At 63.9% G+C, this 24,072-nt stretch carries 22 protein-coding genes; 9 read left to right on the top strand and 13 right to left on the bottom strand.

The genetic code is table 11. The annotated features are described in order from the left end of the window. The 6 genes from VC352_RS05915 to VC352_RS05890 all read right to left on the bottom strand — a co-directional run bounded on the left by VC352_RS05915 (position 1) and on the right by VC352_RS05890 (position 5,809). Entirely contained in the window at positions 1–906 is a 906-nt protein-coding gene (locus tag VC352_RS05915; protein WP_322978649.1) for a LysR family transcriptional regulator, read from the bottom strand. 164 nt (positions 907–1,070) lie between these two features. Continuing rightward, a complete protein-coding gene (locus tag VC352_RS05910; protein WP_322978648.1) occupies positions 1,071–2,591 on the bottom strand; it encodes a tripartite tricarboxylate transporter permease in 1,521 nt (506 codons plus the stop codon). Positions 2,592–2,600: 9 nt separating this feature from the next. Further along, positions 2,601–3,113, bottom strand: a complete 513-nt coding sequence (locus VC352_RS05905; RefSeq protein WP_322978647.1) for a tripartite tricarboxylate transporter TctB family protein — start codon at positions 3,111–3,113, stop codon at positions 2,601–2,603. A 66-nt stretch (positions 3,114–3,179) separates the two neighbouring features. After that, positions 3,180–4,157 (bottom strand): tripartite tricarboxylate transporter substrate binding protein, encoded by a 978-nt coding sequence (locus VC352_RS05900; RefSeq protein WP_322978646.1) that lies wholly within the window; start codon positions 4,155–4,157, stop codon positions 3,180–3,182. Positions 4,158–4,193: 36 nt separating this feature from the next. After that, positions 4,194–5,588, bottom strand: coding sequence for an enolase C-terminal domain-like protein (locus tag VC352_RS05895; RefSeq protein ID WP_322978645.1), 1,395 nt, complete (start codon positions 5,586–5,588; stop codon positions 4,194–4,196). Between the two features lie 56 nt (positions 5,589–5,644). Continuing rightward, complete coding sequence (locus VC352_RS05890) at positions 5,645–5,809, bottom strand: hypothetical protein (RefSeq protein ID WP_322978644.1); 165 nt, start codon at positions 5,807–5,809, stop codon at positions 5,645–5,647. A 328-nt stretch (positions 5,810–6,137) separates the two neighbouring features. Here VC352_RS05890 and kdgD point away from each other — a divergent pair, with 328 nt between their 5' ends. The 8 genes from kdgD to VC352_RS05850 all read left to right on the top strand — a co-directional run bounded on the left by kdgD (position 6,138) and on the right by VC352_RS05850 (position 15,857). Next, a complete protein-coding gene (gene kdgD, locus VC352_RS05885; protein WP_322978643.1) occupies positions 6,138–7,049 on the top strand; it encodes a 5-dehydro-4-deoxyglucarate dehydratase in 912 nt (303 codons plus the stop codon). Between the two features lie 111 nt (positions 7,050–7,160). Next, on the top strand, positions 7,161–8,510 hold the full coding sequence (gene gudD, locus VC352_RS05880; protein WP_322978642.1) for a glucarate dehydratase: 1,350 nt from the start codon (positions 7,161–7,163) through the stop codon (positions 8,508–8,510). A gap of 144 nt (positions 8,511–8,654) precedes the next feature. Further along, on the top strand, positions 8,655–9,980 hold the full coding sequence (locus VC352_RS05875; protein ID WP_322978641.1) for an MFS transporter: 1,326 nt from the start codon (positions 8,655–8,657) through the stop codon (positions 9,978–9,980). A 22-nt stretch (positions 9,981–10,002) separates the two neighbouring features. After that, positions 10,003–11,559 carry a galactarate dehydratase gene (garD, locus tag VC352_RS05870; protein ID WP_322978640.1) on the top strand — a complete coding sequence of 519 codons (1,557 nt, stop codon included), beginning with the start codon at positions 10,003–10,005 and terminating at the stop codon, positions 11,557–11,559. Position 11,560: 1 nt separating this feature from the next. Continuing rightward, entirely contained in the window at positions 11,561–12,979 is a 1,419-nt protein-coding gene (locus tag VC352_RS05865; protein ID WP_322978639.1) for an FAD-binding oxidoreductase, read from the top strand. 26 nt (positions 12,980–13,005) lie between these two features. Further along, positions 13,006–13,947, top strand: coding sequence for a 2-hydroxyacid dehydrogenase (locus VC352_RS05860; RefSeq protein WP_322978638.1), 942 nt, complete (start codon positions 13,006–13,008; stop codon positions 13,945–13,947). Between the two features lie 222 nt (positions 13,948–14,169). Further along, positions 14,170–15,099: an ABC transporter ATP-binding protein gene (locus VC352_RS05855; RefSeq protein WP_322978637.1), complete on the top strand. Its 930-nt coding sequence runs from the start codon at positions 14,170–14,172 to the stop codon at positions 15,097–15,099. After that, positions 15,096–15,857 carry an ABC transporter permease gene (locus VC352_RS05850; protein WP_322978636.1) on the top strand — a complete coding sequence of 254 codons (762 nt, stop codon included), beginning with the start codon at positions 15,096–15,098 and terminating at the stop codon, positions 15,855–15,857. The genes VC352_RS05855 and VC352_RS05850 overlap by 4 nt, the downstream gene beginning before the upstream one ends. A 149-nt stretch (positions 15,858–16,006) precedes the next feature. On the opposite strand, the gene VC352_RS05845 is transcribed toward VC352_RS05850, so the two are convergent. Together VC352_RS05845 and lon are read right to left on the bottom strand one after the other, a co-directional pair. Next, positions 16,007–16,399 carry a protease inhibitor I42 family protein gene (locus VC352_RS05845; protein ID WP_322978635.1) on the bottom strand — a complete coding sequence of 131 codons (393 nt, stop codon included), beginning with the start codon at positions 16,397–16,399 and terminating at the stop codon, positions 16,007–16,009. A gap of 160 nt (positions 16,400–16,559) precedes the next feature. Then, positions 16,560–18,956: an endopeptidase La gene (lon, locus tag VC352_RS05840; protein ID WP_322978634.1), complete on the bottom strand. Its 2,397-nt coding sequence runs from the start codon at positions 18,954–18,956 to the stop codon at positions 16,560–16,562. A gap of 271 nt (positions 18,957–19,227) precedes the next feature. Between lon and VC352_RS05835 the strand changes: the two genes are divergently transcribed. After that, positions 19,228–19,977 (top strand): AraC family transcriptional regulator, encoded by a 750-nt coding sequence (locus VC352_RS05835; protein ID WP_322978633.1) that lies wholly within the window; start codon positions 19,228–19,230, stop codon positions 19,975–19,977. A gap of 25 nt (positions 19,978–20,002) precedes the next feature. On the opposite strand, the gene lpcA is transcribed toward VC352_RS05835, so the two are convergent. From lpcA to minD, 5 genes are all read right to left on the bottom strand, one after another. After that, positions 20,003–20,590, bottom strand: coding sequence for a D-sedoheptulose 7-phosphate isomerase (gene lpcA, locus VC352_RS05830; protein ID WP_074860265.1), 588 nt, complete (start codon positions 20,588–20,590; stop codon positions 20,003–20,005). 8 nt (positions 20,591–20,598) lie between these two features. After that, positions 20,599–21,888 (bottom strand): M18 family aminopeptidase, encoded by a 1,290-nt coding sequence (locus tag VC352_RS05825; protein WP_322978632.1) that lies wholly within the window; start codon positions 21,886–21,888, stop codon positions 20,599–20,601. A gap of 177 nt (positions 21,889–22,065) precedes the next feature. Continuing rightward, on the bottom strand, positions 22,066–22,701 hold the full coding sequence (locus tag VC352_RS05820; RefSeq protein ID WP_322978631.1) for an RluA family pseudouridine synthase: 636 nt from the start codon (positions 22,699–22,701) through the stop codon (positions 22,066–22,068). Positions 22,702–22,843: 142 nt separating this feature from the next. Beyond that, positions 22,844–23,098: a cell division topological specificity factor MinE gene (minE, locus tag VC352_RS05815; RefSeq protein ID WP_322978630.1), complete on the bottom strand. Its 255-nt coding sequence runs from the start codon at positions 23,096–23,098 to the stop codon at positions 22,844–22,846. Next, entirely contained in the window at positions 23,095–23,910 is an 816-nt protein-coding gene (gene minD / locus VC352_RS05810) for a septum site-determining protein MinD (RefSeq protein WP_322978629.1), read from the bottom strand. The genes minE and minD overlap by 4 nt, the downstream gene beginning before the upstream one ends. Positions 23,911–24,072: the final 162 nt, after the last annotated feature.

Below are 24,072 nucleotides of genomic sequence, written 5' to 3'. Positions count from 1 at the left end.
TCAGCTAGGCGGATAAATTTCGCGAGCGGCCTGGCGCACGGCATCGATCACCGCTGGCAATGCGGGGTTGTCGTTGTCGTCGCGCCAGACCAGATGCAGCTCGCCGCACACACCTTGCGGCAGCGCGATATCGCGGAAGCGCACCTGCTCGAAGCGAATGGCGCTGGCGCTACGCGGCACCAGCGCCAGTCCCATGCCGGCGTTGACCAGCGACAGGATGGTCAGGGTCGAGCCCAGCGACTGAACGAACTCCGGTTGGATGCCGCTGGCGCGAAACAGGCCGGTATGCAGTTCGTTGAACGGCTGCCAGGCCGTATGCGCATAGAGAATGAAGGGCTGGCTATGGAGCATTTCCAGGGTCGGCCGTTCGTGCTGCGCCAGGGGATGCTCGGCCGGGGCTGCCAGCACGAAGGGCTCGCGCAGCAGGCATTCGCTGACCAGGCCGGGCTGCTGCAACGGTGCCCGCACGATGGCCAGGTCGACGCGCCGGGCGCGCAATGCCTGCACCTGCTCGAAGGTGCTCATTTCCTGCAGGGCGATATCGACGCCGGGGCGTTCGCGCTTGGCGGTGGTGATCGCACTTGGCAGCACGTCGTACACCGCGCTGGCGACGAAGCTGATATTCAACGAACCGCTTTCTCCGATGGCAGCCAGGCGGGCGCTTTGTGCGGCGCGATGCGCCTGATCGAGCAGGGCCTGGGCTTCGACGAAGAAGGCGCGCCCGGCCGCCGTCAACGCGACCGAACGGGTGCTGCGGGTGAGCAGCGTCACGCCCAGTTGGTGTTCGAGTAACTGGATCTGCCGGCTCAGCGGTGGCTGGGTCATGTTCAGACGTTCGGCGGCGCGGCGGAAATTCAACTCTGCAGCGAGAGTGGTGAAGCAGCGCAGTTGGGTGAGGTCGAACATTGATTCAATCCGGGTATCAATCAAGTGATGGATTAGATTAGACCTGGATCAATGCAGGCGTCCATTATCTGCTTCAAGCCGCTGTAGACATCGTTCTAGAGGGCTTGAGGGATAACGGGACGGAAAAGAAACCGCCCCCTGAGCAGAGGGGGCGGTGAGGTGGATCAGGTACGCAGGATCTCGTTGATCGCGCTGGGTTTGGGACGCAGCGCGCTGAACACCTGCCAAAGCACGAACGCCAGCGCCAGGCCAAGGAAGGTGCCGGCGATGGGGTTGGTGAAGAAGTCGGCGAAGTTGCCATCCGACAGCATCAGGCCACGGCGCAGGTTGGTTTCTGCCATCGGCCCGAGGATGAAGCCGATGATGAACGGCGCTGCCGGCATGCCTGCCTTGACGAAACCGTAGCCGAGCAGACCGAACAGCAGGATCGACCAGACGTCGAACAGGCGGCTGGACAGGCCGAAGGCACCGACTACGCACAGCACCAGGATGATCGGCAGCAGGATGTGCTTGGGCACGTCGAGCAGCTTGATGAACAGGCGCAGGCCGTAGAACTCCATGAACAGCATCATGAAGGTGGCGACGATCAGGGCGGCGAAGATGGTGTACACCAGCGGGCCCTGGCTGATGAACAGCAGCGGACCGGGCTGGATGCCGTGGATCAGGAAGCCACCGAGCATGATCGCGGTAACGGTGTCTCCGGGGATGCCCAACGTCATCAGCGGCAGCATGGCGCCACCGATACCGGCGTTGTTGGCGGTCTCGCTGGCGACCACGCCACCGATATTGCCCTTGCCGTAGGTGTGGCCGTCCTTCGCACGCTTCTTGGCGATGATGTAGGACACCAGGTTGGAGGTGCCTGCACCAATGCCCGGCAGGATGCCGATGCCCAGGCCGATCAGGCCGGAGCGGCCAGCGTTGGGCAGTTGCTCGCGGAACTCCTTGAGCGAGAAGCCGAAGCCCTTGATGTTCTTCATGCTCACCGACTTGGCCTTGCCCTGCACGGCATGGCGGCCGGTTTCGGCGACCTTGATGATTTCGGCCACGGCGAACATGCCGATCATCACCGTGAGCATGGAGAAGCCGCCGTTGAGCTCGCTGAAATCGAAGGTGAAGCGGCGGATGGCTTCGACCGGGGCGATACCAACGGTGGACACGGCGATACCCAGCGCGCCGGCGAACAGCCCCTTGACCATGGAGCCGGCCGACAGGGTGGCGATCAGGGTCAGGGAGAACACGGCGATGGCGAAGTATTCATGCGGGCCGAAGCTCAGTGCCACCTTGGCCAACTGCGGGGCGATGAACATCAGCGCGACGATGCTGAAGATGGTACCGAGGAAGGAGAACACGATACCGACGCCGAGCGCCTTCACGCCTTCGCCTTTTTCCATCATCGGGCCACCGTCAAAGACCGTGGCGATGGAGGAGGGTGTACCGGGTATTTTCAACAGGATCGCCGAGATCAGACCTCCGGAGGTGGCGCCGATGAACAGTGCCACCAACAGCGACAGACCCGCGTGGGGGCCCATGGTGAAGGTCAGCGGCAGGCACAGGGCCACGGCCATGGTGGCGGACAAGCCGGGCACCGCGCCGAAGACGATACCCACGGCTACGCCGATGGCCATCAGCAGCATGATATGGACAGAGAAGACGGCACCGAAGCCTTGCTGCAGTAATTCGAGCATGGTCGATCCTCAGATGAAGTTGTTCAGCAGGCCAGCGGGCAGCAACAGGTCGAAGGCCTCGCGGAACAGCAGGAAGATGACGGCCGAGCTGATCACGGCGATCAGGGCGTAGGTCAGGTGACGGACTTTCTGGTTCACCGGCGTCAGCACGATGAACTGCAGGTACAGGTACAGCGCGGTCATGATCGGGAAACCCACCGGGCCGAGCAGGGCCATGTAGGCGAGGATCAGAACCAGGGTCTTGATGACCGTCTTGGGTTCGACGATTTCAGGTGCTGCTGCTTCGCCGTCTTCCTCCGCTTGTTGGGCGGACGCTTCGGTGCTCTGCACTGGCTTGCTGGCAAAGGCGCTGAACAGTTGCATCACGCCCAGCAACAGCAGCAGGCCGGAAAGCAGGACGGGAACGGTCGCGGCGTCTACGCCCTGGTGTCCAGGCAGTTGGTAGCTCATCAGCATGTAGCCGATGCTGGCGGCCAGCATGGCGACGCCGATGATCAGTTCTTTCTTGTTCAGGGTGCTCATCGCATGCCTCGATGTTCTGAGGTGCACTGCCGACCCGCATCAGGCGGGGCGGCAGCACTATGGGGCTTACTTGGCCTTGCGCAGGTCATCCTTGAACTGCATGAAGTCATTGCGGGTCTTGGCCAGGATGGCCTTGGCATCTTCGGTGGCGTAGAAGGCGACCGGCTGCTTGAACTTCTTCAGATCCTCGGCGTACTCGGGCACTTCGGTGATCTGCTTCATCAGGTCAGACATCTTCTTGACGATGGCCGGGTCGGTACCTTTCGGGAAGGCGACCACGTACGGCTTGTCCATGGTGATATCCAGACCTTGCTCCTTGAGGGTCGGTACGTCGCCGATCATCGGGTTACGCTCGGCGTTAGGCTGGCCCAGCGCGACCATCTGCCCGCCCTGAACATAATCCTGCACCGAGCCGTAGGTGATGGCACCCATGCCCAGGCGACCGCCGAGCATGCCGACCACGCGGTCGGATACGGTGCCGCCATCGACCATCTTCAGCTTGATGCCGGCCAGTTTCTCCAGCATCAGGCCCTGCAGGTGGGAGAAGCTGCCCATCTCGGTGCCGTAGGTGACGCTGCCCGGATTGGCCTTGGACTTGTCGATCAGCTCTTGCATGTTGTTGACGCCAGCCTGCTTGGAGGCGACGAACACGGTGCTTTTATCGACACCGGCGATGCAGGCGACATCGAAGGTTTCATAGCTGTCCTGGGTCAGTCCGGCGACTTCGTTGACGATCAACTGGCCCGGGTGGGTAAAGAGGATGGTGTTGCCATCCGGTGCGGCGCCCTTGACCTGTTCGGCCGCCAGGGTGCCGCCGCCGCCAGCGACGTTGGTCACCACCATGGTCTTGCCGGTGATCTGGTTGAAGTACTTGGCCATCATGCGGGCGTTGAAGTCGGTGTCGCCGCCGGGGTTGGCGATGACCACCACCTGGATCGGGCGAGTCGGCCAGTTGACCTCATCGGCGAAGGTAGCCGCGTGGCTGACCAGGGCACCGATGCCGACGACGGCAGAGAGGAGGGAGGCGCGGAATGTTTTTTTCATTGGAATGCTCCGGGTGGGGGATTGAGGTCGCGTGAGTCAGTCACGACCGAGGCTGGGACGTTTCGGGTCGTATTGCCAACCCGGAACCAGGTACTGCATGGCCATGGCGTCGTCACGCGCGCCGTTGGCCACCTTCTTGTAAAGCTCGTGTGCGGCCATGATCCGCTCCATGTCCGGCTCGATACCCAGGCCGGGCTTGTCCGAGACCTGCACCTGGCCGCCGACGATCTGCAGCGGTTCGCGAGTCAGGCGCTCCTCGCCTTCCTGCCAGATCCAGTGGGTGTCGATGGCGGTGACACGGCCCGGTACGGCCGCAGCGGCATGGGTGAACATGGCCAGGGAAATGTCGAAGTGGTTGTTCGAATGCGAACCCCAGGTCAGGCCGAACTCCTCGCACACCTGGCCGAGGCGCACGGCGCCCTGCATGGTCCAGAAGTGTGGGTCGGCCAGCGGAATGTCGACGGCTTCCAGGCGCAGCGAGTGGCCCATCTGCCGCCAGTCGGTGGCGACCATGTTGGTAGCGGTGGGAATGCCGGTGGCGCGCTTGAACTCGGCCATCACCTCGCGGCCGGAATAACCGTTCTCGGGGCCGCAGGGGTCTTCGGCGTAGGCCAATACATGACCTTGGCCCTGGCACAGGGCGATGGCCTCGTCCAGCGACCAGGCGCCATTGGGGTCGAGGGTGACGCGCGCATTGGGGAAGCGCGCCTTGATTGCACGGATCGCGTCCATCTCCTCGCTGCCGCGCATCACACCGCCCTTGAGCTTGAAATCGTTGAAGCCGTAGCGCGCATGCGCTGCCTCGGCCAGCCGAGCGATGGCCTCCGGTGTTATTGCAGCCTGATGGCGCAGGTGGTACCAGTCGTCGGCCGAGCCTTTGCCGGCAAGGTAGGGCAGGTCGGTACGCTGACGATCACCGATATAGAAGAGGTAGGCGAGCATCGGCACGCTATCGCGTTGCTGGCCGCTGCCAAGCAGTTCGCAGGCAGGCACACCCAGATGCTGGCCGAGCAGATCGAGCAGCGCGGCTTCGACGGCGGTGATCACGTTGTCCAGGCGCAGGTTGATCTCATGCGGCTGCTTGAGCACGCGCGCTTCGGATTCCGAGGTGACCTGGTGCTGGGTGGTCTGCGGACCCTTGGCCGGGCCGGCGATGGCCTGGCGCAGGCTGTTGAGAATGCGGTTGTAGCGGCCAATCGGCTGACCGATCACCCGTTCGCGGCAGCGCTCCAGCGCCTGACGGATCCCTTCGCCCCCCGGCACTTCGCCGCAACCGGTGTTGCCGGCATTGTCCTTGAGCAATACCAGATTGCGGGTGAAATAGGGTGCATGGGCGCCACACAGATTGAGCAGCATGCTGTCATGCCCGGCAACCGGAATGACCTCCATCTCGACGATCTGCGGCGTGCTATGGCGGGAGGCTTCGTACATCTTGGCTGGGGCTCCAAAACTGGCGCGGCCCTTGGCCGCAATGGCGAAGGGGCGGTTCAGTCGTGCGCCGGGATCAGCAGACGATCCTCGCTGCTGCACGTGAAGGCGTGGACAAAAACGGCAACGAAGCCTGCGCAGGACGCGCTGGTCAGTTGGCTGCTGGCATCGCGGTGAGGAGCCGGGCGATGGCAGGGCAGGGTGGCAGTGAAGGTCGGTGACATGACCTGGGCCTCGCTTGTTTTTATTGGAATGTCATAGGTTGTCGTATGACTTGGCGAAATTAGTACCAGCCCGATCCGAGGCTGTCAACGCTGTTTTGGTGGACGATGATTGCGCTGCCATTCATTCGGCGGCTGTGGTAGAAGCTGCTCTGCATGTGGCTTTCCCTTGAAAACGCAGGGACGCACGCGGAGCGTTGGGATTAAGCGGAAGGCTTCGACGAACGGCGAATGCAAAAACTGGTGTTTTTTTTGTTGTTGTACGATAACGTATCTCTACAGCTGCGGCTGACGTCATTTCTCACAACTCGCTTTACAGGGTGTTCGCATAATGAATCCACAAGAACTGAAGTCCATCCTCTCCTCTGGTCTGCTGTCTTTCCCGGTGACCGACTTCGATGCCGCTGGTGATTTCAACCCGGCTGGCTACGTCCGTCGCCTCGAGTGGCTGGCGCCTTACGGTGCTTCCGCCCTGTTCGCTGCTGGCGGTACCGGTGAGTTTTTCTCCCTGGCGCCGAACGAGTACAGCGCCGTGATCAAGACTGCCGTGGACACCTGCGAGAAGTCCGTACCGATCCTGGCTGGCGTTGGCGGCCCGACCCGCGTTGCCATCGAGATGGCACAGGAAGCCGAGCGTCTGGGCGCCAAGGGCCTGCTGCTGTTGCCGCACTACCTGACCGAAGCCTCGCAGGACGGCGTTGCCGCTCACGTCGAGCAGGTGTGCAAGTCGGTGAAGATCGGCGTGGTGGTCTACAACCGTAACGTCTGCCGCCTCAACGCCAACCTGCTGGAGCAGGTCGCCGAGCGTTGCCCGAACCTGATCGGCTACAAGGACGGCCTGGGCGACATCGAGCTGATGGTGTCGATCCGCCGTCGCCTGGGTGAGCGCCTGACCTACCTCGGTGGCCTGCCGACCGCTGAAGTCTATGCAGCGGCCTACAAGGCCCTGGGTGTACCGGTGTATTCCTCGGCCGTGTTCAACTTCATTCCGAAAACCGCCATGGCGTTCTACAAGGCCATCGCTGCCGAAGATCACGCCACCGTCGGCAAGCTGATCGACGATTTCTTCCTGCCGTACCTGGACATCCGTAACCGCAAGGCCGGCTATGCCGTGAGCATCGTCAAGGCCGGTGCCAAGATCGTCGGTTACGATGCCGGCCCGGTACGTGCTCCGCTGACCGATCTGCTGCCGGAAGAGTACGAAGCTCTGGCCAAGCTGGTCGAAGCGCAAGGCGCGCAGTAACACCGCAGATGGCCGCTCGCCTTGGTGAGCGGCCCAGTCGCGCGCCGGCAGGCCCGGCGCGACGACGCTGAACCATTGTCGAACCCGCACAAGAACAACAGGGTAACGCTCATGACTTCACAGATTCCTGCCGCTGTCGGCACTCCGCTGATCACCGAGCTGCAAGTCGTACCGGTCGCCGGTCAGGACAGCATGCTGCTCAATCTGAGCGGTGCCCACGGCCCTTACTTCACCCGCAACATCCTCATTCTCAAGGACAGCGCCGGCCATGTCGGTGTCGGCGAAGTCCCCGGCGGCGAGGGCATTCGCAAGACCCTCGAAGATGCCCGCTCGATCCTCGTCGGCCAGCCGGTCGGCAATTACAACGCGCTGCTCAATCAGGTACGCCGCGCCTTCGCCGATCGTGATTCCGGTGGTCGCGGCCTGCAGACCTTCGACCTGCGCATCACCATTCATGCCGTTACCGCGCTGGAGTCGGCGCTGCTCGACCTGCTCGGTCAGCACCTCGGTGTGCCGGTGGCGGCCCTGCTTGGCGAAGGCCAGCAGCGCGACGCGGTGGAAATGCTCGGTTATCTGTTCTTCGTCGGTGACAAGGACAAGACCGATCTCGGCTACCGCGACGAGCGCGATGCCGATGACACCTGGGAGCGCGTGCGCAACCAGACCGCAATGACCCCGGAAACCATCGTCCGCCAGGCCGAAGCCGCACACGCGCGCTATGGGTTCAACGATTTCAAACTCAAGGGCGGCGTGCTGCATGGCGAGGCCGAGGTCGAGGCGATTCGTGCCCTGGCCGCGCGCTTCCCCAATGCCCGTGTGACGCTTGATCCCAATGGCGGCTGGTCGCTGGATCAGGCCATCGCCCTGTGCCGCGACTTGCATGGCGTGCTGGCCTATGCCGAAGACCCGTGCGGCGCCGAGAACGGTTACTCCGGTCGTGAGGTGATGGCCGAGTTCCGTCGCGCCACCGGCCTGCCGACCGCGACCAACATGATCGCCACCGACTGGCGGCAGATGGGCCACACCATCTCCCTGCAATCGGTGGACATCCCGCTGGCCGACCCGCACTTCTGGACCATGGCCGGTTCCGTGCGCGTGGCGCAGATGTGCAACGACTGGGGCCTGACCTGGGGTTCGCACTCCAACAACCACTTCGACATCTCCCTGGCCATGTTCACCCACGTCGCCGCTGCGGCGCCGGGTCGAGTCACCGCCATCGATACCCACTGGATCTGGCAGGACGGCCAGTACCTGACGCGCAACCCGCTGCGTATCGAGGGTGGCCTGGTGCAGGTGCCGAAAACGCCGGGTCTTGGCGTCGAGCTGGATTGGGATGCATTGGCCAAGGCGCACGAGCTGTATCAGGCCAAAGGTCTGGGCGCGCGCGACGACGCAGTGGCCATGCAGTACCTGATCCCCGGCTGGACCTTCAATAACAAGAAGCCCTGCCTGGTGCGTTGAGCCAAGCCCGCAGTCCTGTAGGGTGGGCTTTAGCCCACCGTGACTACAATCGGTGGGCTGAAGCGGAGCGCCGCCCGGCCCGCCCTACGGGTGTCCTGCTCACCTACGGGCTTAGCCTTTCCTGTTGTCTCACGAGCCTTGCCGATGCCAGATGCCAAACCGGGTCGTGTGCGCTACAGCATTCTGCTGATGCTGTTTCTGGTCACCACCATCACCTTTGCCGATCGCTCCAGTCTGTCCGTCGCCGGCTCGGCGATGCAGGCTGGCCTGGGCATCGATGCGGTGACGCTTGGCTACATTTTCTCGGCGTTCGGCTGGGCCTATGTGATCGGCCAGATACCCGGCGGTTGGCTGTTCGACCGCTTCGGCACCAAGCCGGTGTATACCCTGGCGTTGTTCATCTGGTCGGCGCTGACCCTGCTGCAAGGCTTCGTCGGCTGGCTGCCGACCACCTGGGCGGTAACCTCGATGTTTTTGCTGCGGCTGCTGGTGGGCTTTGCCAGCGCGCCCTGCTTTCCGGGCAATGCGCGGATCACCGCTTCCTGGTTTCCCACCGCCGAGCGCGCCACCGCCACGGCCATTTCCAGTTCGGCGCAGTACGCCGCCACGGCGCTGTTCGCACCGTTGATGGGCTGGGTGGTGCAAACTCTGGGTTGGCAGTCGGTATTTATCGTGCTCGGTTGTCTCGGTCTGGCGCTGTCGTTCGTCTGGCTCAAGCAATTGCACGGCCCGCGTCAGCACCCGCGTATCGGCGCAGCCGAGCTGGCCCACCTGGAACGGGGCGGGGCGCTGATCGATCTGGAAGGGCAGCGCGGCGGTAACGGCGGTGCGCAGTGGCGCTACCTGGGCCTGCTGCTGCGCCAGCGCACGATGATCGGCATCTACCTTGGTCAGTACTGCAACAACGCCATTACTTACTTCTTTCTCACCTGGTTTCCGGTCTACCTGGTGCAGGCGCGTGGCATGAGCATCCTCGGCGCCGGTTTCGCCGCTGCGCTGCCGGCCATCAGCGGCTGCATCGGTGGCGTGCTCGGCGGGTTGCTGTCCGACGGCATGCTGCGTCGCGGCCACTCGCTGACCCTGGCGCGCAAGCTGCCGATGGTGCTCGGCCTGCTGCTGTCGAGCGCGGTGGTGCTGTGCATTTACGTCGACAGCGACGCCGCCGTGGTGGCACTGATGGCCCTGGCGTTCTTCGGCAAGGGGCTCGGCTCGCTGGGCTGGACGCTGGTGGCCGACACCTCGCCCCGGCAGATCCTTGGCCTATCCGGCGGGCTGTTCAACACTTTCGGCAACCTGGCGGCCGTCACCACGCCGATCATCATCGGCTATCTGGTCAGCCATAGCGGTTCTTTCGATGGGGCATTGGTCTATGTCGGCCTCAATGCCCTGCTGGCGGTCGTGAGCTTCGGCTTGATCGTCGGCCGTATTCACAGGGTCGAGCTGGACGCCACGTCCGGCTCGGCATCCTGAACGCACAACAGGAGCACGCAGCATGCAGTTGATTCCCCATCAGGATTCGCCCCGTTACATCCGCCTGCACCCGAGCGACAACGTCGGCGTGGTGGTCAATGACCAGGGCGTGGCCGCAGGCGGCCAGTTCGACGACGGCCTGACGGCCATTGAAGGCATCCCGCAGAGCCACAAGGTGGCGCTGGTGGATATCGCCGAAGGTGGCGAGGTGGTGCGTTATGGCGAGGTCATCGGCTATGCGCTCAAAGCCATCGCCGCCGGCAGCTGGGTCACTGAGCAGGTGCTGCGCATGCCCGAGCCGCCGGTGCTGGACAACCTGCCCAAGGCGACCCTCAAGACCGCACCTGGCGAGCCGCTGGAAGGCTATACCTTCGAGGGCTTCCGCAACCCGGACGGCAGCGTCGGTACGCGCAACATCCTCGGCGTGACCACCACCGTGCAGTGCGTGGTCGGCGTGCTTGATCACGTGGTCGAGCGCGTGCGCAAGGAAGTCCTGCCCAAGTACCCCAACGTCGACGACGTAGTAGCGCTGTCGCACAGCTACGGCTGCGGCGTAGCGATCAACGCGCCGGACGCGGTGGTGCCGATCCGCACCCTGTACAACATCAGCCGCAACCCCAACCTGGGTGGCCAGGCGCTGGTGATCAGCCTCGGCTGCGAGAAGCTGCAGGCCAGCCAGTTGATGGATGGTGACCAGCTCACCAACGGCATGGACGAGGAAGACTGGCTGTTCCGCCTGCAGGACTCCGGCACCGGCTTCACCGGCATGGTCGAGCAGATCATGGGCATGATCGAGGAACGCCTGAAGGTGCTCGACCAGCGCCGACGCGAGACCGTACCGGCGTCTGAGCTGGTGGTTGGCATGCAGTGCGGCGGCAGCGATGCATTCTCCGGCATTACCGCCAACCCGGCGCTCGGCGTGGCCGCCGACTTGCTGGTGCGCGCCGGCGCCACCGTGATGTTCTCGGAGAACACCGAGGTGCGTGACGGCATTCACCTGCTCACCCCGCGCGCCGCCAGCATCGAAGTGGCCGATGCGCTGATCCGCGAGATGGACTGGTACGACCGCTACCTGCAGCGCGGCATGGCCGACCGCAGCGCCAACACCACACCGGGCAACAAGAAAGGCGGGCTGAACAACATCGTCGAGAAGGCCATGGGCTCCATCGCCAAGTCCGGCAACAGCCCGATTGCCGGCGTGGTCGCGCCGGGCGAGCGCATTCGTGGCAAGGGCCTGTGGTTCTGCGCCACGCCGGCCAGCGACTTTATCTGCGGCACCCTGCAATTGGCGGCGGGCATGAACCTGCACATCTTCACCACCGGGCGTGGTACGCCTTATGGCCTGTCCATGGTGCCGGTGATCAAGGTGGCCACACGCACGCAACTGGCCGAACGCTGGCCGGATCTGATCGACGTCGACGCCGGGCAGATCGTTTCCGGGTGCATGACGTTGGAGCAAATGGGCTGGCATATCTTCCAGCTCTACCTGGACGTGGCCAGTGGTCGCAAGCAGACCTGCGCCGAGCACCTGCGCCTGCACAACGATCTGGTGCTGTTCAATCCGGCGCCGGTGACCTGAGATGACGGGCCTGTCCGATGCTCTGCTCCAGGCATTGCGCGAGGCGGTCGGCGAGGCTGGCCTGATCACTGACACCGAGCGCATGCAGAGCTACCTGAGCGACTGGCGCGGTGCCTACCGTGGCCAGGCGGCTGCCGTGCTGCGCCCGGCTTCGACCGAGGAAGTTGCCGCCGTGGTGCGTTTGTGCGCGCAGGCCGGCGTCGCCCTGGTGCCACAAGGCGGCAATACCGGCCTGTGCGGCGGCTCGATTCCGGACGACAGCGGCGCGCAGGTCGTGCTGTCGCTGACACGTATGAAGCGCATCCGCGCAGTGGATGTGGGCAATGAAACTATCACCGTCGAAGCGGGGGTGATCCTGCAGCAGCTACAGGAGGCCGCCGCCGAAGTCGGCCGGCTGTTCCCGCTGTCGCTGGGCGCCGAGGGTAGCTGCACGGTCGGCGGCAACCTGGCGACCAATGCCGGCGGCACCGCGGTGCTGCGCTACGGCAACATGCGCGACCTGACCCTGGGTCTGGAAGTGGTGTTGCCCGATGGGCGCATCTGGGACGGCCTGCGCGGATTGCGCAAGGACAATACCGGCTACGACCTCAAACACCTGTTCATCGGCAGCGAGGGCACCCTGGGCATCATCACCGCCGCCGTGCTCAAGCTGTTCCCCGCCGTGCGCAGCCTGACCACTGCCTGGGTGGCGCTGCCCAGCCCGCAGGCGGCCGTCGAGCTGATCGGGCAGATGCGCGGGCTGTGCGGCGACCGCCTGACCGGCTTCGAGCTGATGTCGCGGCAAAGCGTCGAGTTCGTCCTGCGTCATGTCGCCGGTGTCAGCGATCCGTTCGCCGATGCGCATCCCTGGTATGTACTGATCGAGCTGAGTGACACCCAGCCCAACGCGCCCTTGAACGAGTTGCTGGAAGAGGGCCTCGGTGCTGCCTTCGAACAGGGCGTGGCGCTGGATGCCGTGGTCGCCGCCAGCGACGCGCAGGTGCGCGCCTTGTGGGCGTTGCGTGAAGGCATCTCGGAGGCGCAGAACCACGAGGGGCCGAGCCTCAAGCACGACATCAGCGTGCCGGTCAGCCGTATTCCCGACTTCATCGAACGTACCGATGCCGCACTGCAGCAGGCCTTCCCCGGTGTGCGCATCGTGGCCTACGGGCACGTCGGCGACGGCAACCTGCATTACAACATCAGCAAGCCAATCGGCGCCGAGGATGTCGCGTTCAAGGCGCAGGCCGAGGCGATCATGCGCGTGATCTACGACCAGACCCTGCGTTATGCCGGTAGCATCAGCGCCGAGCATGGCCTGGGCCAGTCCAAGCGCCTGGCCGCGCAGCACTACAAGGCGCCGCTGGAGCTGGAGTTGATGGCTCGCGTCAAGCAGGCGCTGGATCCGGCCGGGCTGATGAACCCGGGCAAATTGCTGTGAGTCGTACAATCGAGACAGGAGGATCCATGAGCAAACCCAAGGTGCTGCAGATCGGCCCGTTGAGCGAGCGCTTCAATCGCGAACTGGCCGAGGAGTACGAGGTCAGCGCGCTGTGGCAACAGGCCGAGCCGCTGGCGTTCCTGCGCGAGCAGGGCGAGCAGTTCATCTACATGGTGTCTTCGGCACGTTTCGGCTGTACGGCTGACCAGCTGGCGCTGCTGCCGAATCTGCGCGCGATCTGCAGTTTCGGTGTCGGCTATGACCCCTATCCGCTGGAGCTGTTGCGTGATCGCGGCATTGCCCTCAGCACCACGCCAGACGTGCTCAACGACTGTGTCGCCGACCTGGCCATGGGGCTGATGATCGACAGTGCGCGACGCCTGTCCGAGGCCGATCGCTTCGTGCGCAGCGGCGCCTGGAACAGCCCCACGGGCTTCCCGTTGGCGCGTCGGGTCAGCGGCAAGCGCCTGGGCATCGTCGGCTTCGGCCGTATCGGCGAGGCGGTGACCCAGCGTGCCTCCGGTTTCTCCATGCCGGTGCGTTACCACAATCGCCGTGCGGTCGAGAGTAGCCCTTACCAGCACGAGCCGGATCTGCTGGCGCTGGCGCGTTGGGCAGACTTCCTGGTGCTGACCTGTCCGGGCGGCAAGGCTACCCATCACCTGATCAATGCCGAGGTACTCGAAGCGCTGGGCCCGGATGGTTTTCTGATCAACGTCGCACGTGGCTCGGTGGTCGATGAGGCCGCGCTGATCTCGGCGTTGCAGCACAAGGTGATTGGCGGCGCCGGGCTGGACGTGTACGAACGCGAGCCCCAGGTGCCGGCGGCATTGCGCGAGCTGGACAACGTGGTGCTGTTGCCGCATGTCGGTAGTGGCAGCGTCGAGACGCGCCAGCAGATGGCTGATCTGGTGCTGGATAACCTGCGCGCCTTCATCGCCAACGGCAGGTTGCTGACTCCATTGTAGGGCGGGTGCAACCCGCCGCTTCAGTTGGCGGGTTGCTCCCGCCCTACGGCATACGCCGGGCTGCGCCTGCCGCCTGGCCTATCGTTGCCCCGTCACAAGCGGTGCAATCGTTCCTTCCCTCCCAGCAGCACCCCCGGCGCACCACAAGTGCGCCGTTTTTTCTCCTGGCGCTGGCAAGCCCTGTAAACTGTGGCGTTTTCCGCAGGCAAGGGGCCATCCACCGTGCAGTCGGTCATTTCCATCCAGCAACTGAACAAGATCTATGCGTCCGGGCATCCGGCGCTGCAAGGTATCGACCTGGACATTCGCCAGGGAGAGATCTTCGCCTTGCTCGGCCCCAACGGCGCCGGCAAGACCACCCTGATCAGCATCATCTGTGGCATCGTCAATCCAGGCGAGGGCAGGGTGCTGGTCGGCGGCAAGGACATCGTCCGCGACTACCGCGCGGCCCGCTCGCAGATCGGCCTGGTGCCTCAGGAGCTGGTCAGCGACGTGTTCGAAACCGTCTGGGCGACGGTCAAGTTCAGCCGTGGCCTGTTCGGCAAGAAACCCGATCCGGCCTACCTGGAGCAGCTGCTCAAGGATCTGTCGCTGTGGGACAAACGCAACGCCAAGATCATGGAACTGTCCGGCGGCATGAAGCGCCGGGTGATGATCGCCAAGGCGCTCTCGCACGAGCCGCAGATTCTCTTCCTTGACGAGCCCACCGCGGGCGTCGACGTGGAACTGCGCCGCGACATGTGGAACATGGTGCGGCGCCTGCGCGAGCGCGGCGTGACCATCATCCTCACCACCCACTACATCGAAGAGGCCGAGGAAATGGCCGACCGCATCGGGGTGATCAGCAAGGGCCGCATCATCCTGGTGGAGGACAAGCAGGTGCTGATGCACAAGCTGGGCAAGAAGCAGCTCACCCTGCAGTTGCAGCAGCCACTGTCCTGCGTGCCGGCGGAACTGGCGCGCTATGGCCTGGAGCTGGCCGATCAGGGCCATGCCCTGGTGTTCACCTTCGATGCCCAGCACGAGAACACCGGTATCGCCGAATTGCTGCGCGACCTGGCTCAGCACGGCATCGACTTCAAGGATCTGCAGTCGAGCCAGAGTTCGCTGGAGGAAATCTTCGTGTCCCTGCTCAAGGAGTCGCGCGCATGAACCTCTATGCCATCAAGGCCATCTACCTGTTCGAGCTGGCGCGCACCTGGCGCACCTTGCTGCAGAGCATCGCCACGCCAGTGATCAGTACCTCGCTGTACTTCGTGGTGTTCGGCTCGGCCATCGGTGCGAGCATGACTCAGGTGCACGGCGTGAGCTACGGCGCCTTCATCATTCCCGGCCTGATCATGCTGGCGCTGCTGACCGAGAGCATTTCCAACGCCTCGTTCGGCATCTACATGCCCAAGTACTCGGGGAGCATCTACGAGATTCTCTCGGCACCGGTCTCGTACCTGGAGATTCTGATCGGTTATGTCGGCGCGGCAGCCACCAAGTCGGTGATCCTCGGCATCATCATCCTGCTCACCGCCAGGCTGTTCGTCGATTTCGAGATTCAGCATCCGCTGTGGATGGCGGCATTCCTGGTACTGACGGCGCTGACCTTCAGCCTGTTCGGCTTCATCATCGGCGTCTGGGCCGATGGCTGGGAGAAGCTGCAGATCGTCCCGGCGCTGATCGTCACGCCGCTGACCTTCCTCGGCGGTGCGTTCTATTCCATCAGCATGCTGCCGCCCGCCTGGCAGACGGTGACCCTGTTCAACCCCGTGGTGTACCTGATCAGCGCCTTCCGCTGGAGCTTCTACGGCGTGTCCGACGTCAACGTCGGCGTCAGCCTGGCGATGGTGCTGGGTTTTCTGGCGCTGTGCATCGCGCTGGTGGGCTGGATCTTCAAGACCGGTTACCGGCTCAAGAGCTGAGCCGCGAAACGAGGGAAATCCTCAGCCCGTAGGGCGGGTGAAACCCGCCACATATTCATGGCGGGTTTCACCCGCCCTACGGGAAGCGCCTTGGCGGCGACTGATTTCGAGCTGTCGCGGCTAAAGCCGCTGCCACAGAAGCCGTCGGGTCACTTCACCCGCAGTTCACACACGAAGGTTTCTGCCGGCGGCACATTCGGCTCCCACGGTTGCTGATAGGTCAGCAGCAGGCGACCTTCGCCAGGCTCGCGCGCCGTGAAACGCCAGGTGGACATGCCGCCAGCACCGACCAGCCCGGCATCCTCCGGATTGCTGTAGACCTCGGGGCCGAGGCTGCGCAAAACCTTCTCCGCTCCGTCGCGGATTTCCCAGCGAAAACCGGTGGTGGGGTTGCTCGGTAGGCTGAGGATCAGTTGCTGACCCTTGTCCAGCGTCAGCGGGCATTGCCGCTGCTTGCTCAACTCCAGTGTGCCAGACTGGTGGGCGCAGGCGCTGAGCAGGGTCAGGGCGGGCAGGGTGAGCAGGCGCAAGGTGGCGTACATGACGAACTCCAGTCGACGAAACCTGGCCCCAGCATAGCGGCATAGGCCTGTCGGTGGCGACCGTAGAGACGCGCGGTTTGCCGTAGGAGCGAGCTCTGCTCGCGAATGTCTGTGAGCCTGAAAAGCTTCGCGAGCAGAGCTCGCTCCTACATACGCCTCTTTAGTCGAACAACACCTTGGCCACGTCGCTGTAGCGCTTGGCGAAGTGCACGGTAATGCCCTCCTTGAGGTAGTCCGGCAGTTCCTCGTAGCTGCCGCGATTGGCCTCCGGCAGGATCAGCTCATGGATCTTCTGCCGGCGCGCCGCGATCACCTTCTCGCGCACGCCACCGATGGGCAGCACCTGGCCGGTGAGGGTCAGCTCGCCGGTCATGGCCACGCCTTTCTTCGGCGCCTGGTTGCGCGCCAGGGATAGCAGGGCGCTGGCCATGGTGATGCCGGCGCTGGGGCCGTCCTTGGGCGTGGCGCCTTCCGGTACGTGCAGGTGGACGAAGGCCTGGTCGAAGAAGGTCGGGTCGCCACCGAACTGCTTCAGGTGCGAGCTGACGTAGCTGTAGGCGATCTCAGCCGACTCCTTCATCACTTCGCCGAGCTGGCCGGTGAGCTTGAAGCCGCGGTTGAGCGTGTGGATGCGTGTCGCCTCGATGGGCAGGGTGGCGCCGCCCATACTGGTCCAGGCCAGGCCGGTGATCACCCCGGTGCCGGCCAATACCCGCTCGTTGCGGAACACCGGCATGCCGAGCGCAGCTTCCAGATCCTTGGCGCCGATGCGGATCTTCGCCTCGGGATCGTCCAGCAGTTTCACCACCGATTTGCGCACCAGCTTGCCCAGTTGCTTCTCCAACTGGCGCACGCCGGCTTCGCGGGCATAGCCTTCGATCACCGCGCGCAGCGCCGCATCGCTGATGGACAGGCGCGCCTTCGGCACGCCGGCTTTTTCCAATTGCTTGGGCCACAGGTGGCGCTTGGCGATGGCTAGTTTTTCCTCGGTGATGTAGCCGGACAGGCGGATCACTTCCATGCGGTCGAGCAGTGGCCCGGGGATGGAGTCGAGGGTGTTGGCGGTGCAGACGAACAGCACCTTGGACAGGTCCAGGCGCAGATCCAGGTAGTGGTCGAGGAACTCGACGTTCTGCTCCGGATCGAGGGTCTCCAGCAGCGCCGAGGCCGGGTCGCCCTGGTAGCTGGTGCCCATCTTGTCGATCTCGTCGAGCATGATCACCGGGTTCATCACCTCGGCTTCCTTCAGCGCCTGCACCAGCTTGCCGGGCATGGCGCCGATGTAGGTGCGGCGATGGCCCTTGATCTCCGCCTCGTCACGCATGCCGCCCACCGAGAAGCGGTAGAACGGTCGGCCGAGGGATTCGGCGATGGACTTACCGATGCTGGTCTTGCCCACGCCGGGCGGGCCCACCAGCAGCACGATGGAGCCGGCAATCTCGCCCTTGAAGGCGCCGACGGCCAGGAACTCGGTGATGCGCTCCTTGATGTCGTCCATGCCGGCGTGGTGCTTGTCCAGCACCTTGCGTGCGCGGCCGAGGTCGAGTTTGTCCTCGCCGTGTATGCCCCAGGGCAGGGCGGTGGCCCAGTCCAGATAATTGCGCGTGACGGCGTACTCCGGCGAGCCGGCTTCGAGGATCGACAGCTTGTTCAGTTCCTCGTCGATGCGCTTCTGTGCGGGCGCCGGCAGGGTCTTGCCTTCCAGGCGGGCGAGGAATTCCTCGCGATCCGCGCTCTTGTCGTCCTTGCTGATGCCCAGCTCCTGCTGGATCAGCTTGAGCTGCTCCTTGAGGAAGAATTCGCGCTGACGCTCGCCGATCTGTTTGTTCACCTCGGCGGACAGTTCTTTCTGCAGGCGGCCGACTTCGACCTCCTTGCGCAGCAGGGGCAGCACCTTTTCCATACGCTTGAGCATGGGCACGGTGTCGAGCACTTCCTGTAGTTCCTGGCCAGAGGCGGTGGTCAGGGCGGCGGCGAAGTCGGTGAGTGGCGACGGATCGTTGGGGCTGAAGCGATTGAGGTAGTTCTTCAGCTCCTCGCTGTACAGCGGGTTGAGCGGCAGCAGCTCCTTGATCGCGTTGATCAGCGCCATGCCATAGGCCTTGACCTCGTCGCGCGGGTCGTTCGGCGCCTGGGGGTATTCGACTTCGGCCAGGTACGGGCCACGGCGGCTGAGCCAGCCCCGGATGCGTACGCGAGTCAGGCCTTGGGCGACGAACTGTAGCTTGCCGCCTTCCTCGCTGACGTGGTGCACGCGCACCAGGGTGCCGTGCTCGGGCAGGCTGTCGAGATCGAACTCGCCATGCTCGTCCGGTGGGTTGTCGACGTAGAACACCGCCAGGCATTTGTGTTCGGTGTTGCCGACACGCGTCAGCGTGCGCCCCCAGGGCTGCTGGTTGACGATCACCGGCAGTACCTGGGCGGGGAAGAACGGACGGTTGTGGATGGGGATGATGTAGAGCTTGTCCGGCAACTGCTGCGCGGGCAGTACCAGGCCGGTGCTATCGGCCTGGACGTGAACTTCGACAGCTTCGGGGGTGTTGTCCTGATCGTTCATGGAGCACCTGTGCGTGTACGTTAGCTGCTACATGGGGCGAGGCGCGGAGGTTTTCAACGCCTGCCAATGGTTCCTGGCGCTATGGAGGCACCTGGCGGACAGGCTGGATCGGATCGCTGCTCGGCCGAATGACTCGTCACTCATGGGGTGTTCAGGCCGGCTTAAGGGGCTTGGTTGCTAAAGGTGCAACCTTTGTCGACGACGGGTTGCGGCGCTTTCTCCGAAAAAACGGTAAAGTGCAACCCTCGTTTCGCGTCGTGGATCCTGACCGATGCTGCAAGCCCGAGTGATTCGCCTGGACGAACAGGCTCATAACCATGCCCATGATCATCATCAACTGGTGATGTCGCTGGTCGGCCGTGCCGAATTTGAGGTGGGCGGTCGCGGTGGCGAGGTCTGCCGTATGCGTGCTTGCCTGGTGCCGGGCGATGCTGCGCACCAGTTCGCCGGCATGGGCGAGAACCGCATGCTGATCCTCGATCTGGATGAGCAGGATACGCCCGGCGAAGACCTGGAACTGCTCCAGCGCCTCTTCGAGAAGCCCTGTTACCCGGCTCTGGATGCGGATTTTCAGAATTTGCTGAGTTATGCCGGCGCCGAGCTGGAGCGCTATGGCGGCGACTCCATTCTGGCGCGTTCGATTGGCGGTGTGCTGCTGCGGGCCTTGCACCTGCGTCTGTTCGGTGAGCAGCGTCGGCCGCCACAGACTGCGCTGGATCTGCAGCGTCTCGATGGCTATATCGGCGAGCACCTGGCGCGGCGCATCAGTGTCGCCGAACTGGCCCAGGTGGCGTGCCTCAGCCCCAGTCATTTCCATGCGCAGTTCAAGGGCAGCGTCGGCCTGACGCCTCATCAGTACCTGCTCAAGACCCGCCTTGACCGGGCTGCGCGCCTGCTGCGCGAAAGCAAGCTGCCACTGGTGCGAATTGCCGAGGAGTGCGGCTTTTCCAGCCAGAGCGCGCTGACCACGGCGATGCGCCGCTATCTGGGGTTGACGCCGAAGCGCCTGCGCGCTGCGTAGGGCGGGTGCAACCCGCCGTTGGCACTCAAGCGTAGTTCTGCGGGCTCAGCTTGCGCTCGATCAGCTCGATGAGGATATGCAGGGTCTTGATATGCAACTCCTGCACGCGGTCGGCAAAATCGCCGCCCGGCGCACAGATGCACACGTCGGCCAGGCTTTCCAGCAGTGAGCCGGGCTTGCCGGTCAGGGCGATCACCTTCACGCCCAGCGCCTTGGCGGCTTCGGCGGCCTTGACCACGTTGGGGCTCTTGCCGCTGGTGCTGATGGCGATCAGCACGTCACCTTCACGGCCGTGCGACTCGATGTAGCGCGAGAAGATGAAGTCGTAGCCAAAGTCGTTGGCCACGCAACTGATGTGGCTGGGGTCGCTGATCGACACGGCGGCGATACCGGGACGGTTCTTGCGGTAGCGCCCGGTCAGTTCCTCGGCGAAATGCATGGCATCGCACATCGAGCCGCCATTGCCGCAGGAGAAGGCCTTGCCCTTGTGCTCGAAGCTCTCGACCAGCAGTTCGGCGGCCTTCTGGATATTGCCCAGGGTCTGTTCGTTGGCGAGGAAGGCCTCCAGCGCGCGCTGGGCTTCCTGCAGGCTGTTGCGGATATGTTCGATCATCTCGGGCCTCAAGGCAGGTCGCTGCTGGAATAGAAAGCGGTCAGCACTTTCACCAGGTGATCCAGGTCATGGCTGCCTGCCAGTTCACGGATCGAGTGCATGGCGAAGGTGGGCAGGCCGATATCGACCGTACGCACGCCGAGCTGGCTGGCAGTGATCGGACCGATGGTCGAGCCGCAGCCCATGTCGCTGCGCACCACGAAACTCTGCACCGGCACTTCGTTTTCCAGGCACAGGTGGCGGAAGAAGCCTGCGGTTTCGCTGTTGGTGGCGTAGCGCTGGTTGCTGTTGATCTTGATCACCGGGCCGGCGTTGAGCTTGGGCCCGTGGTTGCCGTCGTGCTTGTCGGCATAGTTGGGGTGCACGCCGTGGGCGTTGTCGGCCGATACCAGCAGCGAGCGCTGGATGGCGCGGACGAAGGCATCGCCTTCCGGCAGCACGCGGCGCAGCACCTGCTCGAGGAAGGGGCCGTCGGCGCCACAGGCGGAGCAGGAGCCCACTTCTTCGTGGTCGGTGCAGACCAGCACGCAGGTTTCCTCGTCGTCCGAGTCGATCAGCGCCTGCAGGCCGGCGTAGCACGACAGCAGGTTGTCCAGGCGCGCGCTGGCGATGAAATCCTGGTTGAGGCCGACGATGGCGGCGCTCTGGGTGTCATAGAAGCTCAGCTCGTAGTCCAGCACCGCGTCCGGGTTGAAGTCGTGCTCCATGGCCAGTTGCTCGGCGAGCAGGGCACGGAAGTCGGCGGTTTCGCTGCTGGCGAGCTGGGCGAGGATCGGCGGCAGCTCGTTCTGCGCATTGATCGCCCAGCCTTGGTTGGCCTCGCGGTTGAGGTGGATGGCCAGGCTGGGGATCACCGCGATGGGCTGGTAGAAGTCGATCAGTTGGCTCTCGACCTTGCCGTCGCGGCGATAGGTCACGCGGCCGGCCAGCGACAGGTCACGGTCGAACCAGGGCGCGAGCAGGGCGCCGCCGTACACTTCCACGCCGAGCTGGAAGAAGCCCTGGCGTTGCAGCTCCGGGCTCGGCTTGACGCGCAGGCAGGGGCTATCGGTGTGTGCGCCGACCAGGCGGATGCCGCCTTCGACGGCCGGGCGCTTGCCCAGTTTGAAGGCGATGATCGAGGAGTCGTTGCGGGTCACGTAATAGCGGCCGCCGGCCTCGGTGTGCCAGGGCGCGCGTTCGTCTAGATGGCGATAACCCGCAGCTTCCAGGCGCATGGCCAGGCTGGAGGTGGCATGGAAGGGGGTCGGCGAGGCGTTGAGAAAATCGAGCAGGCCTTGGATCAGTTCTTCGCGCATAGGGACTCCGGGCAACGATGGCGCGAGTGTAACCAATTTGCATCGCCCTGTGCCGGCTGCGCACTCGTTTGGGGCGATAGTTTCAGGCTATCTGCTAGGCGTTTGCGGGGGCTTGGGCGCAGGTTGTGGCCGTCAGAAAGGTGGATGAAAAAGTGTCATCCACCCTACGGCGGGTGATCAAAACGGCGCCGGGCATTCGAAGCGCATACGCTCGCCGCTTTGCGGGTGGGTGAGGGCGAGCATGCTGGCGTGCAGGCACAGGCGCTCATGGGCGGCCAGGGCCTGCTCGTGGGCGTAGAGGCGATCGCCCAGCAGCGGATGGCCGATGGACAGCATGTGCACGCGCAACTGGTGCGAACGGCCGGTAATGGGCGTCAGCTCCACTCGGCACCAGTCGCCGCAGCGCTCGATGATGCGCCAGTGCGTCAGGGCGTGTTTGCCCAGTTCGTGATCGACCACGTGACGCGGCTTGGTCGGCGGGTCGTAGCGCAGCGGCAGGTCGATGCTACCGCTATCGGCCTGTGGCTGGCCCCAGCACAGCGCGGTATAGGCCTTCTCGGTCTCGCGGTCGTGGAACTGGCGCGACAGCTCGCGGTGGCTGTCGGCATCGCGGGCCAGGACGATGATGCCCGAGGTTTCCCAGTCCAGCCGATGCACGATGCGCGCTTCGGGATAGCCGTTTTCCTGCAGGCGGGTGACCAGGCAATCCTTGTTGTCATCGGCGCGGCCAGGCACCGACAGCAGCAGGGTGGGCTTGTTGATCACCAGCAGTGCGGCGTCCTGGTGGAGAATTTCGATCTGGCTTAGCGGCATGGTGTTTGGGCTGGTGTAGGAGCGGATTTATCCGCGATGCTGTTGGCCTGTAGAAGCTTCGCGGATGAATCCGCTCCTACAGGTGCGTTTGGCTAGAAATGAACACGGCGGCCGAAGCCGCCGTGAGCGTTGCCGGGTTCGCTTAACGATCCGGCAGGGTGATGTTCAGCTCCAGAATCGAGCAACTGCCCTGATCTTCCAGCGCCACCTGTACGTCCTTCTGATCGATGTTGACGTACTTGCGAATCACCTCGACCAGTTCCTTCTGCAGGGCTGGCAGGTAATCCGGCTGGGTACGCTGGCCGCGCTCGTGGGCGACGATGATCTGCAGGCGTTCCTTGGCGATGGAGGCTGTGGTGTCCTTCTTGCGCGAACGCAAGAAGTCAAAGATGTTCATTCTCGACCTCCAAATAGTCTTTGCAGGAAGCCCTGCTTCTTCACGTCCAGGAAGCGGTGCGGCATTTCCTTGCCGAGCAGACGCTCGACGGCGTCGCTGTAGGCCTGGCCGGCATCGCTCTGCTCGTCGAGGATGACCGGGATGCCCTGGTTGGAGGCCTTGAGTACGGCCTGCGATTCGGGGATCACGCCGAGCAGGCGGATGGCGAGGATTTCCTCGACGTCTTCGACGCCGAGCATTTCGCCCTTGGTGACGCGCTCGGGGTTGTAGCGGGTCAGCAGCAGGTGTTCCTTGATCGGGTCTTCGCCTTTCTCGGCGCGGCGCGACTTGCTCGCCAGCAGGCCGAGCATGCGGTCGGAGTCACGTACCGAGGACACTTCCGGGTTGGTCACGACGATGGCTTCGTCGGCGAAGTACATGGCCAGGTGGGCGCCTTTCTCGATGCCGGCTGGCGAATCGCATACCACGTAGTCGAAGGTTTCCGAGAGCTCGGCGATGACTTTCTCGACGCCTTCGAGGGTCAGCGCATCCTTGTCGCGGGTCTGGCTGGCGGCCAGGACGAACAGGTTCTCGATGCGCTTGTCCTTGATCAGGGCCTGGGTCAGGCTGGCTTCGCCGTTGATCACGTTGACGAAGTCGTACACCACGCGGCGTTCGCAACCCATGATCAGGTCGAGGTTACGCAGGCCGACGTCGAAGTCGACGATGACGGTCTTGTGCCCGCGCAGGGCGAGGCCGGTACCGATGGCAGCGCTGGTGGTGGTTTTGCCGACGCCACCCTTGCCGGAAGTGACTACGAGGATCTTGGCCAAGGTGATTCACCCTAAGAAATGAAGATAACGCGGGAATCCGTCGGCCGGTCGAGGCGTCCGGATGCCCTTTGACGAACCTCTGAAAACGCCTTGCTTGGCTGCCGCGAAGGTCGATGACAGATCGCTTGCATGCGCCTGTTTTCGCCTGTTGCGGGTGGCTTT

The sequence above is a fragment of the Pseudomonas sp. C11 genome, from assembly GCF_034683865.1.
In the GTDB taxonomy this organism is placed as follows: Bacteria; Pseudomonadota; Gammaproteobacteria; order Pseudomonadales; family Pseudomonadaceae; genus Aquipseudomonas.
This window is presented reverse-complemented; position numbering and strand designations above follow the sequence as displayed.

Excerpts from the sequence above, each read along its gene's own strand:
- VC352_RS05890 (WP_322978644.1), bottom strand. The coding sequence starts at position 5,809 with ATGTCACCGACCTTCACTGCCACCCTGCCCTGCCATCGCCCGGCTCCT.
- minE (WP_322978630.1), bottom strand. The coding sequence starts at position 23,098 with ATGAACATCTTTGACTTCTTGCGTTCGCGCAAGAAGGACACCACAGCC.
- garD (WP_322978640.1), top strand. The coding sequence starts at position 10,003 with ATGCAGTTGATTCCCCATCAGGATTCGCCCCGTTACATCCGCCTGCAC.
- VC352_RS05895 (WP_322978645.1), bottom strand. The coding sequence starts at position 5,588 with ATGTACGAAGCCTCCCGCCATAGCACGCCGCAGATCGTCGAGATGGAG.
- VC352_RS05865 (WP_322978639.1), top strand. The coding sequence starts at position 11,561 with ATGACGGGCCTGTCCGATGCTCTGCTCCAGGCATTGCGCGAGGCGGTC.
- VC352_RS05900 (WP_322978646.1), bottom strand. The coding sequence starts at position 4,157 with ATGAAAAAAACATTCCGCGCCTCCCTCCTCTCTGCCGTCGTCGGCATC.
- VC352_RS05835 (WP_322978633.1), top strand. The coding sequence starts at position 19,228 with ATGCTGCAAGCCCGAGTGATTCGCCTGGACGAACAGGCTCATAACCAT.
- VC352_RS05860 (WP_322978638.1), top strand. The coding sequence starts at position 13,006 with ATGAGCAAACCCAAGGTGCTGCAGATCGGCCCGTTGAGCGAGCGCTTC.
- VC352_RS05850 (WP_322978636.1), top strand. The coding sequence starts at position 15,096 with ATGAACCTCTATGCCATCAAGGCCATCTACCTGTTCGAGCTGGCGCGC.
- VC352_RS05875 (WP_322978641.1), top strand. The coding sequence starts at position 8,655 with ATGCCAGATGCCAAACCGGGTCGTGTGCGCTACAGCATTCTGCTGATG.
- VC352_RS05910 (WP_322978648.1), bottom strand. The coding sequence starts at position 2,591 with ATGCTCGAATTACTGCAGCAAGGCTTCGGTGCCGTCTTCTCTGTCCAT.
- lon (WP_322978634.1), bottom strand. The coding sequence starts at position 18,956 with ATGAACGATCAGGACAACACCCCCGAAGCTGTCGAAGTTCACGTCCAG.
- kdgD (WP_322978643.1), top strand. The coding sequence starts at position 6,138 with ATGAATCCACAAGAACTGAAGTCCATCCTCTCCTCTGGTCTGCTGTCT.
- VC352_RS05915 (WP_322978649.1), bottom strand. The coding sequence starts at position 906 with ATGTTCGACCTCACCCAACTGCGCTGCTTCACCACTCTCGCTGCAGAG.
- VC352_RS05820 (WP_322978631.1), bottom strand. The coding sequence starts at position 22,701 with ATGCCGCTAAGCCAGATCGAAATTCTCCACCAGGACGCCGCACTGCTG.
- VC352_RS05825 (WP_322978632.1), bottom strand. The coding sequence starts at position 21,888 with ATGCGCGAAGAACTGATCCAAGGCCTGCTCGATTTTCTCAACGCCTCG.
- lpcA (WP_074860265.1), bottom strand. The coding sequence starts at position 20,590 with ATGATCGAACATATCCGCAACAGCCTGCAGGAAGCCCAGCGCGCGCTG.
- VC352_RS05845 (WP_322978635.1), bottom strand. The coding sequence starts at position 16,399 with ATGTACGCCACCTTGCGCCTGCTCACCCTGCCCGCCCTGACCCTGCTC.
- gudD (WP_322978642.1), top strand. The coding sequence starts at position 7,161 with ATGACTTCACAGATTCCTGCCGCTGTCGGCACTCCGCTGATCACCGAG.
- VC352_RS05905 (WP_322978647.1), bottom strand. The coding sequence starts at position 3,113 with ATGAGCACCCTGAACAAGAAAGAACTGATCATCGGCGTCGCCATGCTG.